Genomic DNA, 16,840 nt, shown 5'->3' on the forward strand with positions numbered 1-16,840 from the left:
GCCTTTATAGGCAAACTATAATTTAACGAGATGCGGTAAAATTCTTTACGAATATGCACTAAATCACTTTATATAATTCGTCCGCTTTGGGCGGTTCCAAAAAACGCCGTTCTTCACCGTTTAATATAATTCTGTCATTGCCCTCTGTAATCCGTCCGATAACAGCGGCAGGTATGCCTTCAGCTTTCAACCGGTCTTTTAGCATATTGCCGCGGTCCGTTACAATCAGCAAACACCCGCCGGATATCAGCATATATGGGTTTAAATCATAAAACTCACATATTTCCACAGTTTCCTGCTTCAATTGTATTTTTTTCAAATCTACTTCCAAACCTGTTTTGGATGCCGCCCCTATATCCCACAGGGCCCCGAATATACCGCCCTTTGCCGCATCATGCATTGAAGAAGCCCCGATTTCTACGGCAATTTTTGCTTCCGGTACAACGGACAAATAATCTATCATCTTCTTTGCCCCGTCAACAAAAGCGGCAGGATACTTTGTTATAAGTTCATTTTCCTTTTCTTTTGCCAAAATAGCAGTACCTTCTAACCCGGCCCATTTTGTCATAACAATTTCCTGACCGGGTTTGGCTTTTGATGTCTTAACAATATTTTCTTTTTTTATCTTACCGATACCGGTAACCGTTATAACCGGTTGATTTACGGCTTTTGTAACTTCGGTATGACCACCGATAATTTCTATATTAAGATGCCTGCAAATACTTTCCGCATTATTTATTAAATTTCTGAGATCTGATTCACTATAATTTTCAGGCATCAATATTGTAAGCATTATTCCTATAGGTTCTGCTCCGCTGGAGGCAATATCATTGACAGCCACATGAACGGCATAGATACCTATATCCTGCAGAGTTCCGGTAACAGGGTCCGTAGATAAAACAACTGCATCGTCCCCATTTATAGCAATAATACCGCAATCTTCTCCGACAGCAGGACCTAAGAGTACTTCTTCTCTTCTGTGCCTTATCTGATTTAAAACGGATCTTTTCAGGACGGTTTGGGGTATCTTGCCGATATTCATGTCGTACCTCCCAAATTAGCCTTTATTCATCCTCAGGTCCTTCATCGTCCCATTCCGGATCCCAATAGATGTTGTCATTAATAATTTGCTGTTGTGTGTCCTGGTTAATATTGCTGTTTATACTATCCTCTGTTTGATCATCGACGGAAGAACTGTCTTCTCTATTATCGGTCTGTGTATTCTTTCCGTTCTTATTATCGCTGTCCGATTTATTTTTATCTTCTTCTACTTCCTTGGTTCCCACCGTTATATAACGAGGGGCAGGTGCATAAGTGCTTTTATTTACAAGGGTACGGCTTACTTCAACTCCGTTTTCATAGACTATCTTGTAAAGCTCGGCTTTGTAACCGGTGTGAGCTGCCTGAGTCACCTTTTTGTAGGTTACAGGCTTAGTAGGATCTTCTTCTATAACATCCGGAGGAGGAGCAGTTTTAGACAATACTCTGGTTTCAAATTTAATTTTTCTGTTTTTTGTATCTCTGGTTTCATGTCCCCATATATTGAAAGTTATTGTACGTCCTTTAGTATATGCTTCAATCAAAATAGGGACATCGGTATTGTTTTTAAATTTAAAGTCTTTATATGTCCCGGCTATAGCCGCGTCTCTGGACAAGTCAACATAGCTGATAGTCATAGAATGTTCGTGCCGCTGGACAACTTCCAGTTCGGCATATAACACGGCATTATACAAAGTAGTTGTAACCTGACATGCGCCTCCGCCGATACTGTCTATTACCTTGCCCTTTGAGTAAGCTCCGGCTACATGGTATCCGTTTTGCCTGGTAAATGGTGCAAGATGTTCATAGGCCGAAAAAACCTCTCCCGGATATACCACCGTATTGTTTATCAGCCTGGCGCCGTTAGCCAAATTCTTAGCCCGGCTTTCAGACGAATCAGCATATTCGGTAGTAAAAGTTCCCAATATTGTATTGCATTTTTCAACTATATCCCTGGTATATACAGGTTCCACATCCTCTAAAAATGCTTCCACTGTCAAATCATTTCTGTCCCAGGAATTAGAAATCAAATCAACTATATTTAAAACAGTAGCCTCTACATCCAGTTTTTTGCCCGGAATATGGTCCGTATAAATCATTTGCCCGTTCTTTCTTGATACTGATGCATTTACAGGCTCTACATTAAAAATATCCGATTTTGAAGAAACAAACTCCCTTACCTTGTTCTCATCCAGTACAAACTCCAAAGGCAGCTTAATTCCTTCATTTTCTATATCCTTTATGTCCTTATATCTTTTTATAAGATTTCCAGTTTTTCCAAGGCCAAGCGCTGTCTCTATAATATTATTAATTTTATAAGTATATCCCAAATCTCCTAACGTTGCCGACACTGACTGATCATTTGCCTGAATTGAAACTTTCTTATTTTTTAATTCCTCTACAAATTTAATAACCTCTTTTTCGGCCTCTTCGGCTGTCATTCCGCCTACGTCCACTTCGTCTATAAAAACACCTTTGATAATCCTGTTATCATCGGCTGCAAAAGCAAAAAAAATGCTTCGCGTGCACGCCATGAATCCGGATAAAACCAAAACAATGCAGCACATAACCAGGCGTTTGCTCATTATATTTCCTCCTTTATAATTTTAAGTCTATATGAGCCTTATACACTTATCATCGGTGTTTTTAATAGTTTCTTCCTATTGTAGCATAAAGAACGGAATATTCAACCACTAACTTTTTTAATTGACATTTTATTTTTAATTATATATATTAGTTAAATAAACTAAGTATCATAGGAACTGTCATTGAAAGAATAAGTAAAATTACAATAACAGTTGAAATAATTTTTCTTGTTTTTCTGCTGCTTAATCTTAACATGTTTTCACCTTCTTTTATTATTATAATAATTTCTTAAAATATATATAGATTTGACTTAATATAAAGAAAGGCTGTGCAATTTTTATGGGTTTTTTTGTAACATTCGGTATTGTTATTATATTTGTCCTTTGGTTGAATTATGAAATAAGAAAAAACAACCGTCTTGCTAAAAAAAGCAGTGAGGAGTTTTGGGAAAAGGAAGCCAATGCCAATATGTCACGGAAAACCGATATTTCGAACCTTGATTATATCAGAATACCGTATGAAAAACTTCCCTTAAATGATACTCCCGACGATACCATAAATTTTTATCGTGATACTATTCTTTCACAATCGGATAAAAAAATACTAAATTTAAGCGGTTTTTCAAACACCGAACTGAAACTTAAATACGGAGCTGCCAATTTATCCAAACTTTCCGAATATGATAATAATTTTACTGTCTTGGTAGCAACTCTCCATAAGTGGGGCGAACGCCTTTACCAGCAAGGGTATCATAATGAGGCTTTGGCAGTCCTTGAAGCTGCCGTAGATTGCAAATCTGATGTCCGTAAAACCTACGAATTGCTGGCTCAAATTTATATGGCTCATGGCTCCCCTGATAAAATTGATAATTTGATTGATGCTATAAACCGTATAAATATAGCCGGTAAAGAAAATCTCGTATTAAAATTAAACAATATAAAAAATAAAATATAATATTCAGTTTTTATGTATAGGCTGTTTTATATTTTATGTTATTTTCTTTTATCATTCAAGGGTTTTTTGGTATATTTTCTTTACCGGAAAGATTATTTTTCCCCGTCTTTCCATATTTACAGAATTCCCTTAAGAAGCACTGGCCGCATTTTGGATTTCTGGCCGTACATATACTCCTTCCGTGAGTTATTATTTGAATATTATAGGGTATCCATTGCTCTTTAGGCAGTTTTTTCATCAAATCAAATTCTATTTTAACGGGATCTACTTCTTTAGTAAGGCCAAGGCGCCCGGATACCCTTTTTACATGGGTATCTACTACTATGCTTGGGTCTTTATAAATATTACCCCTTATCACATTGGCTGTTTTTCTCCCTACCCCGGCCAGGCTGACCAAATCATCTATATCTCTTGGCACTTCACCGTTAAAGTCAGTTAAGATCCTTCTTGCACAGGCTATAATATTTTTTGCCTTGTTTTTATAAAATCCGGTTGATCGGATATCATTTTCCAGTTCTTTCTGGTCCGCCGATGCAAAATCTTCAAGACTTTTATATTTTTTAAACAAGTCTTTTGTAACCTGATTTACCCTGTCATCGGTACATTGGGCACTAAGTATCGTAGCTATCAACAGCTGCCATGGGGTCTCATAATTTAAGAAGCATCGCCCTTCCGTACCGTATACTCTGTTTAGCTCTGAAATAATACCGCTGATCCGTTCTTTTTCCTTTTTTGACAACTTCACTTCTGACATTTGTCTACCTGCCTTTTATATTAATATTAATTTGCTGATAATAATTATATTTAACTTATTAATATTATCTATAAAGCCTCTCTTATCTTACTTAATTTACCTGATTTTCATCAGAATTTAATAGCTTTCTGTAATAATACTGGTTTGGGCTGATCGGGTTATTGGATCCCTTTTACTGTAATCAAAAAGTACCAGGCTATTTTTCTTTACCCCAACGCCCTTCCTAACAGATTCCAATATATCATAATTAAAACTTTCAATATGAGCCTTTGATTTATCGATGTTATGTTCAAGGCAAATTTTTTTGAATATATGATATTCTACAGGCTGTCCCGCAAAGTAAGGCCTGTTTTTTAATCCTTCTCTTAAACAATAGTCATAAATAAGAATTTCTTTAAATACGTTTAATTCCTCATTCGACGGTTTATTATAGGCATTTATTATATCGGCAAAAAATTCGATTAAAATTTCATATCTTTTTATCCTGGAATGTTCCATGGTATTAAGCCCTTTCTTATCATAAAACCTATACAGGGAAAGATACATTTTCATCGGGGAACCAAAATAATGGGCCATAAATTCCATGGAGTTTGTAAACTGGCCGCTGTTGTAATATATATCAATCATATGGCTTATGCCTTTAAGCTCAAGTATTTCATCAAAGGTTATATGATTTGTAAAAAGCACCTCATAGGGTGGGAAATTACAGCATTCTATCCCGTATTTTTCACAGTCCTTCTCAATCAACGACCCTTTTAGGACTTTTAAAAATCCCAATTGAAGCTGGTCAGGTTTTAACCTGTATACATCATTAAAGGATTTTTCAAAAGATTTATAATCTTCCAAAGGTAACCCGGCTATTAAATCCAGGTGTTGATGAATATTACGTTTTTCTCTTAAATAATTAACGTTATCGGCCAGTTTCCTAAAATCCACCGTCCTGTTAATAGCCTTCATAGTTTCGGGATTTGTAGTCTGTACCCCAATTTCAAATTGGACAAGCCCCGGCCTTAAAGTTTCAAGTAGCTTAAGCTCTTCCTCAGAAAGCAAATCCGCCGTTATTTCAAAATGAAAATTCGTAATCCCGTTATCATTTTCCTTTATGAAATTCCATATTTCCATGGCCCTTTTCCTGTTGCAGTTAAATGTCCTGTCAACAAATTTAACCTGAGGAACCTTATTATCCAAAAATATCTTCAATTCCTTTTTGACCAGGTCCATATTGCGAAATCTTACCCCCCGCTGGGCAGACGACAGGCAATAACTGCAGCCATACGGACAGCCTCTGCTGCTTTCGTAATAAATGATTTTATTCTTCAGATCATTTACATTCTCATAGGGAAAAGGGATATCATCAAGGCTTATCGCCTCTCTCGGCCCGGTTATGATCACCTCATTATCAGGATTTGCTCCTGAAACTTTTAATTTGGCGCTCTGTTTATAGGCAATTCCTTTTATATGTGCCAGTTCTTCTTGTAATCCAAGATAATACCTGACAAGTTCATAAAATGTCTGTTCACCTTCACCTATTACTATACCGTCAATCTCTTTATATCTAGTAAGATACTCTTTAGGATTATAAGAAACTTCCGGTCCTCCAAGCCAAATTTTTATATTGGGCTGAACTTTTTTCAAATTTTCAATAATTTGCAAAACCAAACTTATATTCCATATATAACAGGAAAAAGCCGCCACATCCGCATACTCCTTATAAATGCCCCTTAAGATTTCTTCTTTAGTATTGTTTATGGTAAAATGAGCAAGATGTATATTCTCCTTATATTCACCACAATATGCTTTCAGGCTTTGGACGGCTATGTTTGTATGAATAAACTTGGAATCTACCGCTATTAATAAAATTTTCATTTTTATCTTCCCTCTAACGGTTTATAATAATTAATTATAATCCAATAAAGACTATTTTGGTCTTTAATTATAACATTTTATTATTTTTTTACAATATCATAAAATTAGCATTGATTGGACATTATTCAAATTATGTGGTATATTAAAATTCTACATATATTTACTAAATCATTCAGCTAAAATTGTATTACGGAGGAAAATATGCTGCACTTTGAACCGATAAATTCAGATAATATTCTAAAGACAGCCGAGTATTTTAAATATAAAATCAGCCGCACTGCCGACTATACAATAGGCGCTATGTATATGTGGCGAAATCATTTTGATACCCAGTATGCTATATTTGAAGATATGATAATGTATAAGGTCAAATTTATGGGAAGGACCTCGTTTACTCTTCCTGCCGGTTCAGGTTCTATTGACAGAGCTATGGAAGCTTTAAAAGCATACTGCAGGGAAAATAACATTCCTCTGTGGTTTTGCACTGTACCTGAAGAAGCGGTTTCCATATTAGTGGATAAATATAAAGGAATTGTACCCGGCGAACCTAACCGGGATTTTGCCGACTATCTGTACCTGGCCGAAGACCTGGCCGAAATGGCGGGAAGGCGTTACAGCGGCCAGCGTAACCATATAAACAGATTCAAAAAACTATACCCGGATTACAAATACGAAAAAATAACCCAGGCCAATATTAACCGGGTCATTGAATTTTTGACCGAATATCAAAAAGACTTTAAAAAAACCTCTAAATTAGCCAAAGAAGAGCTTTTCAGAGCCATTGAATTAATGGACTATTTTAATAAATTTAATCTCGTCGGAGGTTTTATTGAAGTTGAAGGTAAAATTGTTGCTATGTCCGTCGGGGAAATTATAAACGATACCCTTTATTGCCATATTGAGAAAGCAGACCGCAATTATCACGGCTCCTACCAGATGATAGTTAAGGAATTTGCGAAAAACAACGTAACAGACGAGGTTAAGTATATTAACCGGGAAGACGATGCCGGAGACGAAGGCTTAAGAACCTCAAAGCTATCATACCATCCCTACAAACTTTTAAACAAATACTGCGTTCTTGTCCCTGTTGACTAAAAGTCAGGGGTCAAAAATCCATAAAAGCAAAATATACATTAGATAATATTCTAGGGTTTTGACTTGGCTAAATGAATGACATTTAAAAAATCTTATACCTGGGTTTTTCTTCGCCCAGTAAATAGTATCGCAGATAGTCGTCCAATATGATTGCCAACGGTGATAAAAAAAACCATATAACTGAAAACAGAATACAAACCTGCCCCATCAAGTTATAGGGCAGGTCGGAATAATCCCAAACATCCAGTTTCAGCCATACATTTACTATAAGGCCGGATATAAATTCAATTGCGGTTATAACAAAGGATGATATAACCATTTGACTGACCAGAGCGATTTCCCAGGTATAAACCTCGTTTATTAAACCTATCAATATAAAACATATTCCTCCTGCGACCAGCATGGAAACATGGGAATATCCTCTGAAGGCTATTTCAATTCCTCCATAGATAAACCCGCCTGTAAAAAACAACATAATATATTTAAGAAAAGAATTATACCTTACCAGCATAATCCATTCATCCCTTTAATATTTTTATTGGCTATATTAATATGCTCATATAATTTTAAGTTTATCTTACAAAAGGCTGTATTCCATAAAGTTCATAGTAAAAAAATATCAATATTTTTAAATTTATCTTAAAAGCCAAAAAAAGAACAGTTCATAGAACTGTTCTTTTTTCGGAGAAGGTATTTTGTTACTTATGGGGGTGTAGCAAAAAACTATATAATGTATTGGGGTTTACGGTTATAAGTATATCATATAAACTAATATAAGTCTGCACAAACTTTACAAAATTTATAGCATTTTTTCGTCAAATCCTACAATTTTTCTTGTTTTTTTGACTCAAATAAGGCTTCAAACTCTTCTCTGGTTATACGTTCTTTCGCTATAAGCAACTCGGCACAGGCATCAAGCACATCACGGTTCTCGTTAAGAATCCTTTTTGCTTCGGCATAGCAATCATCTATGATTTTCCTTACTTCTTCATCAATTTTCATTGCTATGTGTTCACTGTAATATTTAGTCTGACCCCAGTCCCTGCCGATAAATACTTCGTCTTCGTTTTGCTCATAGTTGACCATACCTATGGCTTCCGAAAAACCGTAACGGGTTACCATAGCCCTGGCTGTTTTTGTAGCCATCTTAATATCCTGAGATGCTCCCGTTGTAATATCCTCAAACACCATCTCTTCGGCGGCTCTTCCGCCCAGGCCCACGATTATCTCCTGGAGCATCTGGCCTCTTGTCAAAAACATTTCGTCCTTCTCAGGAAGAGGCATGGTATATCCTGCAGCCCCGCTTCCGGTCGGTATAATAGACACCGTATATACAGGCCCCACATCTGGAAGTACATGGTATAAAATCGCATGACCGGCTTCATGGTATGCGGTTATTTTCTTTTCTTTCTCGCTGATAACCTTGCTCTTCTTTTCCGTGCCAATGCCGACTTTTATAAATGCTTTTTTAATGTCTTCGCTGTTTATATAGTTTCTGTTTTCCCTGGCAGCCCCTATGGCGGATTCATTCATAAGATTCTCCAGATCTGCTCCGGTAAAGCCGGCTGTTGTCTGAGCTATCTGCTTAAGATCCACATCGTCGGCCAGGGGTTTTCCTTTTGCATGAACATGAAGTATTTCTTCTCTGCCTTTAACATCGGGGCGGCCTACTGCTACTTTTCTGTCAAATCTGCCGGGACGCAGTATAGCAGGGTCAAGAATGTCTACCCTGTTGGTTGCGGCCATAACGATAATTCCTTCGTTTGAGCTGAAACCGTCCATTTCAACAAGGAGCTGGTTTAGTGTTTGCTCTCTTTCGTCATGTCCTCCGCCCATACCTGTACCCCTGCGTCTTGCTACCGCATCAATTTCGTCTATAAATACGATACAGGGTGAATTTTTCTTGGCTTCCTCAAACAAATCCCTCACCCTGGAAGCACCTACACCGACAAACATCTCAACAAAATCATAACCGGAAATAGAAAAGAAAGGTACTCCCGCTTCACCGGCTACAGCCTTGGCAAGCAGAGTTTTTCCTGTTCCCGGAGGTCCAACAAGGAGAACTCCCTTGGGTATTCTTGCTCCCAACTGTATATATTTTTTGGGAGATTTAAGAAAATCAACTATCTCCCACAGTTCTTCCTTTTCTTCGTCAAGTCCGGCAACATTTTTAAAAGTGATAGTTTTATTTGTATCTGTCATCAACTTAGCCCGGCTTTTACCGAAATTCATTACCTTATTGTTTCCTCCTCCTACGGCTGCCTGGTTTGTCAGGAAGGAAAATAAGGCAATTACGGCTACAAGTACCAAAACATACGGAAGTACCGAGCTTAGAAACCAGTTTGGCTTTGATATGTCATGTACTCTAAACTCTATACCCGCTTCTTTTACGATATTTTCTATTTCCCTTACATCCAGCACATGAAAGCTTTCCTTGCCGTCTCGGTCACTAAATCTTACCTTGACTTCACCGGTATATACTTCCTCGTTGGGATATATGTCAACATAACTTACCTTCCCGTCATTAACATCATTGACAAATCTCAGGTAATTATATGTGTTCTGATTATAGTTGTCAAAATTATCGGATAGGAAAACCGTCGCAAAGATGATAGCGAGAATAACAAGGTAAAACCCGTAGCCCTTCATTTGTTTTCTCACCAAATAACCTCCTAAATACGTATATTTATCTATCTAAGATAGATATATTAAAGTCCAGGATTATATAACACCAACAAAGGGCAAATTCCTGTATTTTTGCTGATAATCCAAGCCATATCCAACAACAAATTCATCGGGAATTTCAAATCCTACATATTTTACATAAACATCGGTAACCCTGCGTTCAGGTTTGTCAAGCAAAGTGCAGATGTTCAAGCTTCTGGGTGATCTTGTTGCCAGCAAATCAGTAAGATATGACAGGGTCCTTCCGGAATCAATTATATCTTCTACAATCAATACATCTTTATCCTGAATAGACTCGTCAAGATCTTTAAGTATCCTTACTCTTCCTGAACTTACTTTCTCATCCCCATAACTGGATACTGACATAAAGTCCATGGTTACCGGTACCGTAATCAATTTTGCCAGGTCACAGCAAAAAAATGCACTGCCTTTAAGAATGCAAATAAGATGTACGCTTCTTCCGGCGTAATCTATACTAATCTGCTCAGCCAATTCTTTTATTCTTTTGTTGATCTGTTCCTCAGAAATTAAGACCTTAATATTATCTGCCATATTATTTCTCCTTTGCATTTTTAATTTTCATAGATAAAATGGTTTTTGTTTGGTCAGTAATTTTATACTTTTCGCTGATTCTTCCGCCATACCCCAATATCCATAATATATGGCTGCCGTCTGCAACAAGAAGTACCTGATCCCTTTCTTCTTTGGGAACTTTCAAATCAATAAAATAATCTTTAAGTTTTTTTGTTCCGCCCTGACTGTTAATTTGCAAATAATCCCCCGTTTTTCTGGTCCTTAGTTTAAGAGTATTCTCTATTTTATCATAATCAAACCATTTCATACAACTGTTTTTAGGAAAGGTTTTATTTTTTTTGTCTTCTATAATCTCGGTTTCAATATAAATATCGTATGATTCAAGATATGTTCTTCCCGGTATTTTAATATCTTCTTCTTCAGGTTTTTCAATATGCCTGTTACTTACTAAATTCGAGCTTTTTCCAATGCTAATTATACCATATTTTTTTTGAGCAATCATTCCGTAGGGAAGATTAAGTTTTTTTCCTACCTGCTTGCTTCCTAAGGCTAAAATATCGTTTACATGCCCGGCTTCTATATCTTTTAAGTTACCTGCCACTTGTTCAAGAATTTTACGTATTATACCCTTCTGAATTATTATATCTTCTTTACTTAATATATTTACATCATATTCATAAATTCCTTGCTTTTCTTTGACTATGGCACAAAAACGGTCATTAATATTTTTTTCAATAAAATTATAAGCTTCGTAAAGGTTTGCTCCCGCACCTGTAATATGTTCTATCACATTGTTGTTTATCTCTTTGGCCGCATAATCCATAATAATATTACGAATTTTATTTCTGGTATAAATATTTTCAAGATTGGTCGAATCGGTCCGATAGGATATATTCCTTTCTGCCAAATACCCCTCTATTTCCTTTCTGGTTACTGGTAAAAGCGGGCGTATAACGGTTATACAGCCAAATTCGGTCACCATGGTGCTTAAAGGTTTAATTCCTGTAAGTCCTTTAATGCCGCTTCCTCTGAACAAATTTAGAAGTATAGTTTCAGCATTATCGTTTTTATTATGTGCCACCGCTACCTTGTTACAGTTATTTTTTTTTGCCGCATCGAAAAAGGCCTCATAACGCACCTTCCTGCCCGTTTCCTCTTCCGAAAGGCCTTCCATAGCTGCTATCGCCTTAACATCATAATGATATGCGAAAAAAGGGATTTTAAGCTTATCACAAAGCCCTTTTACAAAAGCTTCGTCCTTGTCCGCCTCAACATCCCTAATTCCGTGGTGAACATGGACAACAAACAGTTTTATATCTGTATCCTTATATACTTCGGCCAGTAAATGCATCAGGCAGACAGAATCAGCTCCTCCGGATACTCCTATGAGAATTCTGTCTTTTTTTTCTATAAGATTATTTGTATTTATAAATTCAAATACTTTTTCAGTCATGGCTTACCTTATTTCAAAATTATATTAACTGATTTATTTGCTTTATTTGTATTCTAAACTTTTCCCTATGAAATTTCAACGCCCAATACTTTATATTTTACCTTATGCCTGTTAATATTCCCTTGTCCCGGCAAGCTTCATTTTGTTTAATTTTTCCGCCATATCCCGGCAGTAATTATTGTCATATCATCAATGGGAATATAATTCTTTTGAGACAGGGCATGCTCCAGTATGCGGTTGGCAATTTCCTGCGGATTATTGCTGTTAATATCCATAATCAGCTTTTCCATATAGGCTTCTTTATTTTCCTCCGGGAAACAATCCAATACGCCGTCCGTAACCATAATAATTATATCCCCTTCATACAGCTTCTTGTTGACCGAGTCGTAATCCACGGTTTTGAACATCCCGATAGGGAGAGTAGAGCAGCTTATTGTTTCAACCCAGCCGTCCCTCTTTATAAATGTGGACGCTGCCCCTATTTTTACAAGCTCGCACACCCCCGTGTATAAATTTACTGTTGCCATATCAAGGGTGGAAAAAGTCTGCCTGTCTGCTTTTAAAACCAAGTTGGAATTTATAAGTCTTACAGCTATTTCCGAATCAAATCCTGCCTCCAAAAGCTGTTCCAGTAGAGCCAGGACTGTTTCGCTTTCATCCCCTGCCTCTTTGCCTGTTCCCATACCGTCAGACAGTGCAAGCATCACTTCTCCGTTTTCCAGCCTTAAAACAGAAAAATTATCCCCGGATATATTATCCTTCATGGCTCTTGCCATTCCGGTTAACAATTTAAATTTAGTGTCTTCCACAAAAATGTATTCTTCATATTTTTTGGACAACATAGATTTTGATGCCTGAGACACCACAAACTTTGTTCCCAGGGCATCCGAAATCAGGGAAGCCACTTCCTTTGTAGTAATAAAACGGTTTCTTCCAAGAGCGGCATTTATAATTATTTCTTTGTGTTTATCCGCTTTTTCAAATATAGCTATGTTTTTTACATCTATATGCTTTATTTTTAATTTTCTTACTACTTTATCCTCCTCTTTTTCCATAACTCTTGCGGCCTTATAAATATCCCCGGTCAATGAGTGAATGACATCAGAAATTTGCCTCAATTGTCCTGCAATTACTTCTCTGCTTTCTGCCAATCGGTTTGCCCAGATATTGTTTAGTCTGGCAATTTCAAATCCCCTGTTTGCTTCCAACACCAATTCATCTGTACAAATGCAATTTTCCATAAGATATGAAGGAATGTCCTTTTTATCGATATATCCTTTCTTTTCAGCTACCTCAAATAATTGGCAGGCAGATTTATATGTTTCTTCAAAATGCACATCCCAGCAAAAACTACAGTTATCGCAATTTTTGCACAGCCTTTCAGACAGGTCTTCAAATATATCATCAAGCTCTTTCCTGCCGGTTTTGGACTGCCTGTCTGTTATGCTGTCCAGAATTTTTGAAAGTTTCAGAAAAGAATCCGAAAATATTTTCATTCTTGCATTTGCCAGCTTTTTTACATTCTCTGCGGAAAGCAAAACATTCCCGGGCTCATCATTGTCATAATCTACCCTGTATATAATACTTTTGGGCAACAGGACAAACACAAGTATTGCCGAACATATGGCTCCGATTTCTCTTACTGAAACTGTCATATCCTCGTAAATTAAACCTAAAATAAACGCTATAAGCGAAAAAATTGTAGCTGTAGGAATTCTTCCGAGGCTTCTGAATAATGCCGGTATGATTCCCATCAATGTAAGCATACTTACAACGTGAACAGGCTCTCCCCGAAGGGTTAAGGCAAAGCCGGCTACCGCCCCCGTAACCGCCCCTTGCCCGACACCGTACTTGTATGTAAACAGTAATATAATGAAATATACAACGGTTTCTATAGGTGCAATATAAGGACTGCCAAATTCCGGTGTCGCATAAATTATTACGGCCACCATAATACTTAAACTTATCATCTCTTCATTTGTCATTTTCGTCCCTTTAGGCTGCTTTATCAAAAATCCCGTACCCTGACTGAATATAACACCGGATACATATGCAATCAGCGCTTCCAATACGGCCATTATTATCAAATCAATGTTCCACCCGTATGCGGCTGCCTCCATCATGGCAAAAACCCCCAATATTACGGAAGGTATATAAAAGTATACCCGAGCAGGCAGTTCCTTTTTCTTTAATATAGGGGATTCAAAAACTACTATAGAACTTACCAGTGTAAGCAGGTATTTTAGCACCATTGTAGGCGGCATGACCGTTCCGATACCTAAAAGTATTGTTACAAAAAGCAGGCCTGTACTTGCTTTTTCAAAATATGCAGCCGCAAAGTATCCTATAGCCAGCGGACTTATTCCTAAGAATGATGCTCTGGCTATTACAAATCCGATAATATAAACCAAGATTATGTTGTTTCTTAATTTTGTCCTGATTAGATTATACATTCTGCTACGCTCCTTTTTGCTAACTGTGTTGTTAGTTTTCTATTGGGCATGTTTTATATGCCGCTTTATTATAGGCACAACGCAGCAAAATGTTTGTCAAAATCAATACCTTCCATAAAAAAACTTTTTGACAATAATTCTGTCAAAAGACCAAATGAATCGAATATAGGGACTTCATTATTTTTAAGAAATTAAGAAAGCGGGTGTTTCATAATGTTCAAAAAACACTATGAAACACCCGCCGTATGTTTTTAAAACTACTGTTTTTAGTTCCACTGCAATAACTACATTCATTTTTACAATAAAAAATAGCGAAGGACGGATTTGAACCGCCGACACTGCGGGTATGAACCGCATGCTCTCGCCAACTGAGCTACTTCGCCAAAACCACGAGCTTTATTATATCTTCTTTATAACCGATTGTCAACGGCAAAAATTAATTTTTAAGCATAAATTCAGCTTATTAATCATCTTCTTTTAAGATTATTTCATCTTCATAGACTAATCCCAATTGTTCTCTTGCTATTTTTTCTATATATTTTTTTGTTTGAACATATGCCTCAAGATTTTTAATATCTTCGGCTCTTTCATTTTCTTCTTCAATTTGCTTTTCAAGGCTATCTTTTTTTAAATTCAGCTCTTTTTTCCTTTCTTCAAGCCTGACTTTTCCGAAAGCTACAATACCGAAGATACACAATACGACAAACACTATTATACCGGTGCCTGTCCCTTTTTTACTTCTTCTCACCGTGGCCACACCGTCCTTAAAAACTAATTTTGCCTATTAACTATTTCCTTTGCTTTCTTAGCTTTTTTCTTAACTTTTTTCTTTGTTTCTTTCTTTGCTTCTTTTCTGATTTTTCCTTGTTTTTTTCTTTTTTTATTCTCCCGTTTTTTAGAAGTGCTTTCTTTATGTTTTATAAAATTAATTTTAACCGATTTTACTAGTTTTTTCAATTGCATAAATATTCTGTATGTATATTTTCCGCATTTTTTAATTATTAAATTAAGTACTTTTTTTATATACTTTAAGACAATAGAAACCGGGTAAAGTAAAAAGAGGATCCCACGGCTTATAAGCGTTACTACTAAGTCGCTTAACAGGAAATGATATACTATCATTCCTATGACTATTCCCATGACTGAAAAACCCCGTATGATTCCACTGTTGTTATCATATATCATTGCAAATATAAAGACACTGGCAAATATCCAAAAAATCAAATCCTGAACGGCTATCCAAAAACTATTGTGCCGGATGATCCTCCTTAAAACCCTTAATTGATCATATGCCAGAAGTACCAAGGCCCCCCACAGGATTGAAATTGCAAAAAATCTCAGCTCAATAATTATACTTTGACTCATACAGGCCTCCTATTTAAAAAGCCTGCCAAGCAAAGACTCTCCGGATTTTCCATAGTTTGCAGCATCCGAATAAGTTAAGCTGTCTATTTTACCGTCAATATCAACCTCTCCTTTTTCAAGGGTCAGACGGTTAACATGCAGCTCACTCCCCCGTATCATCAGCATCCCCTGCTCGGTCTGAAGCAACACCTCCCCTGCGTCGAAAGACAATACATCATTCACGCCGGTTATGGCAACGGTTTTTCTGGCATTGATATATAACTTATGTCCTTTTAAATTCTGTTGTCTTTCATCCATTGAAAAGCCTCCTCATATATTTTTTTAGACAGCCTAAAAAGAATCATGTGCCATCTGCTTAAGTATATGAGGAGGTGTCCTTCTTAATGACGGGTTTATAGATACTTAATTAATTCTGTTGCTTCATCTTTTTTCACGTTTTCAGCCACGTTCAAAACTTCAACCTTAACCGATTTGCTTCCGTAAGCAATTTCAATTATATCTCCTACCTTAACCTGTGATGAAGCTTTTGCAACCTTACCGTTAATAAGAACTCTTCCGGCATCACAGGCTTCATTTGCTACGGTTCTTCTTTTAATCAGCCTGGTTACCTTTAAAAACTTATCCAGTCTCATAAATACTCCAATCTTAAATTGCCTAATTCATTAATTAAAATCAAGTAAAAAGCTGCTTTAAATACCCTACACCCCCAAAGAGTTCGGATTTTAAAACAGCTCAATAGTTAAATGATTTTAAATTAACTATTTGTTAACAACATCCTTTAAAGCTTTTCCGGCTTTAAATTTAGGTGCCTTGGAAGCAGCAATTGTTATAGGTGCATTTGTCAAAGGATTTCTTCCTGTTCTTGCAGGCCTGTCAACAACTTCAAATGTGCCAAAACCAACTAATTGCACCTTACCGCCTTTTGCAAGTTCCTCGGTAACTACATCGATAAATGCCTTTAAAGCTTTTTCTGAATCTTTCTTTGAAAATCCTGTTCTTTCTGCAATAGCTGCAACTAATTCTGCTTTGTTCATGGATTTGCTCCTCCTCTAATGT

At 36.7% G+C, this 16,840-nt stretch carries 15 protein-coding genes, 1 tRNA gene and 1 pseudogene; 2 read left to right on the forward strand and 15 right to left on the reverse strand.

All coding sequences use genetic code 11. The features are described from left to right. Positions 1 to 58 precede the first annotated feature (58 nt). Together HHT355_RS10620 and HHT355_RS10625 are read right to left on the reverse strand one after the other, a co-directional pair. Positions 59 to 1,042: an AIR synthase family protein gene (locus HHT355_RS10620; protein ID WP_103203430.1), complete on the reverse strand. Its 984-nt coding sequence runs from the start codon at positions 1,040 to 1,042 to the stop codon at positions 59 to 61. Positions 1,043 to 1,064: 22 nt separating this feature from the next. Then, complete coding sequence (locus HHT355_RS10625; protein WP_103203431.1) at positions 1,065 to 2,624, reverse strand: VanW family protein; 1,560 nt, start codon at positions 2,622 to 2,624, stop codon at positions 1,065 to 1,067. 340 nt (positions 2,625 to 2,964) lie between these two features. On the opposite strand from HHT355_RS10625, the gene HHT355_RS10630 reads away from it, so the two are divergent. Beyond that, positions 2,965 to 3,579, forward strand: a complete 615-nt coding sequence (locus HHT355_RS10630; RefSeq protein WP_103203432.1) for a hypothetical protein — start codon at positions 2,965 to 2,967, stop codon at positions 3,577 to 3,579. Between the two features lie 55 nt (positions 3,580 to 3,634). Here HHT355_RS10630 and nth read toward each other — a convergent pair whose 3' ends face one another. Further along, the gene (nth, locus tag HHT355_RS10635; protein WP_103203433.1) at positions 3,635 to 4,333 is read right to left on the reverse strand and encodes an endonuclease III; all 699 of its coding nucleotides are present in this window, start codon (positions 4,331 to 4,333) and stop codon (positions 3,635 to 3,637) included. A 117-nt stretch (positions 4,334 to 4,450) separates the two neighbouring features. Further along, positions 4,451 to 6,199: a B12-binding domain-containing radical SAM protein gene (locus HHT355_RS10640; protein ID WP_103203434.1), complete on the reverse strand. Its 1,749-nt coding sequence runs from the start codon at positions 6,197 to 6,199 to the stop codon at positions 4,451 to 4,453. A gap of 201 nt (positions 6,200 to 6,400) precedes the next feature. On the opposite strand from HHT355_RS10640, the gene HHT355_RS10645 reads away from it, so the two are divergent. Next, the gene (locus tag HHT355_RS10645; RefSeq protein ID WP_103203435.1) at positions 6,401 to 7,294 is read left to right on the forward strand and encodes a DUF2156 domain-containing protein; all 894 of its coding nucleotides are present in this window, start codon (positions 6,401 to 6,403) and stop codon (positions 7,292 to 7,294) included. An 82-nt stretch (positions 7,295 to 7,376) separates the two neighbouring features. On the opposite strand, the gene HHT355_RS10650 is transcribed toward HHT355_RS10645, so the two are convergent. The 11 genes and pseudogenes from HHT355_RS10650 to HHT355_RS10700 all read right to left on the reverse strand — a co-directional run bounded on the left by HHT355_RS10650 (position 7,377) and on the right by HHT355_RS10700 (position 16,818). After that, on the reverse strand, positions 7,377 to 7,805 hold the full coding sequence (locus HHT355_RS10650) for a putative ABC transporter permease (protein ID WP_103203436.1): 429 nt from the start codon (positions 7,803 to 7,805) through the stop codon (positions 7,377 to 7,379). A 311-nt stretch (positions 7,806 to 8,116) separates the two neighbouring features. Beyond that, entirely contained in the window at positions 8,117 to 9,943 is a 1,827-nt protein-coding gene (ftsH, locus tag HHT355_RS10655) for an ATP-dependent zinc metalloprotease FtsH (protein ID WP_103203525.1), read from the reverse strand. A gap of 72 nt (positions 9,944 to 10,015) precedes the next feature. Beyond that, on the reverse strand, positions 10,016 to 10,531 hold the full coding sequence (gene hpt, locus HHT355_RS10660; RefSeq protein ID WP_103203437.1) for a hypoxanthine phosphoribosyltransferase: 516 nt from the start codon (positions 10,529 to 10,531) through the stop codon (positions 10,016 to 10,018). A gap of 1 nt (position 10,532) precedes the next feature. Beyond that, positions 10,533 to 11,966: a tRNA lysidine(34) synthetase TilS gene (gene tilS, locus HHT355_RS10665; RefSeq protein WP_103203438.1), complete on the reverse strand. Its 1,434-nt coding sequence runs from the start codon at positions 11,964 to 11,966 to the stop codon at positions 10,533 to 10,535. Positions 11,967 to 12,112: 146 nt separating this feature from the next. Further along, positions 12,113 to 14,428: pseudogene (gene spoIIE, locus HHT355_RS10670) on the reverse strand (stage II sporulation protein E); the annotation flags it as partial. 300 nt (positions 14,429 to 14,728) lie between these two features. Continuing rightward, positions 14,729 to 14,802: transfer RNA gene (locus HHT355_RS10675), tRNA-Met, on the reverse strand. Between the two features lie 80 nt (positions 14,803 to 14,882). Continuing rightward, a complete protein-coding gene (locus HHT355_RS10680; protein WP_158245957.1) occupies positions 14,883 to 15,167 on the reverse strand; it encodes an FtsB family cell division protein in 285 nt (94 codons plus the stop codon). Positions 15,168 to 15,190: 23 nt separating this feature from the next. After that, a complete protein-coding gene (gene yabQ / locus HHT355_RS10685) occupies positions 15,191 to 15,784 on the reverse strand; it encodes a spore cortex biosynthesis protein YabQ (RefSeq protein ID WP_103203441.1) in 594 nt (197 codons plus the stop codon). A gap of 9 nt (positions 15,785 to 15,793) precedes the next feature. Continuing rightward, positions 15,794 to 16,081 (reverse strand): sporulation protein YabP, encoded by a 288-nt coding sequence (gene yabP, locus HHT355_RS10690; RefSeq protein ID WP_103203442.1) that lies wholly within the window; start codon positions 16,079 to 16,081, stop codon positions 15,794 to 15,796. A gap of 95 nt (positions 16,082 to 16,176) precedes the next feature. Next, on the reverse strand, positions 16,177 to 16,416 hold the full coding sequence (locus tag HHT355_RS10695; protein WP_103203443.1) for an RNA-binding S4 domain-containing protein: 240 nt from the start codon (positions 16,414 to 16,416) through the stop codon (positions 16,177 to 16,179). A 126-nt stretch (positions 16,417 to 16,542) separates the two neighbouring features. After that, positions 16,543 to 16,818, reverse strand: coding sequence for an HU family DNA-binding protein (locus HHT355_RS10700; RefSeq protein ID WP_103203444.1), 276 nt, complete (start codon positions 16,816 to 16,818; stop codon positions 16,543 to 16,545). Positions 16,819 to 16,840: the final 22 nt, after the last annotated feature.

Source organism: Herbinix hemicellulosilytica, from assembly GCF_002904165.1.
GTDB lineage: Bacteria > Bacillota > Clostridia > Lachnospirales > Lachnospiraceae > Mobilitalea > Mobilitalea hemicellulosilytica.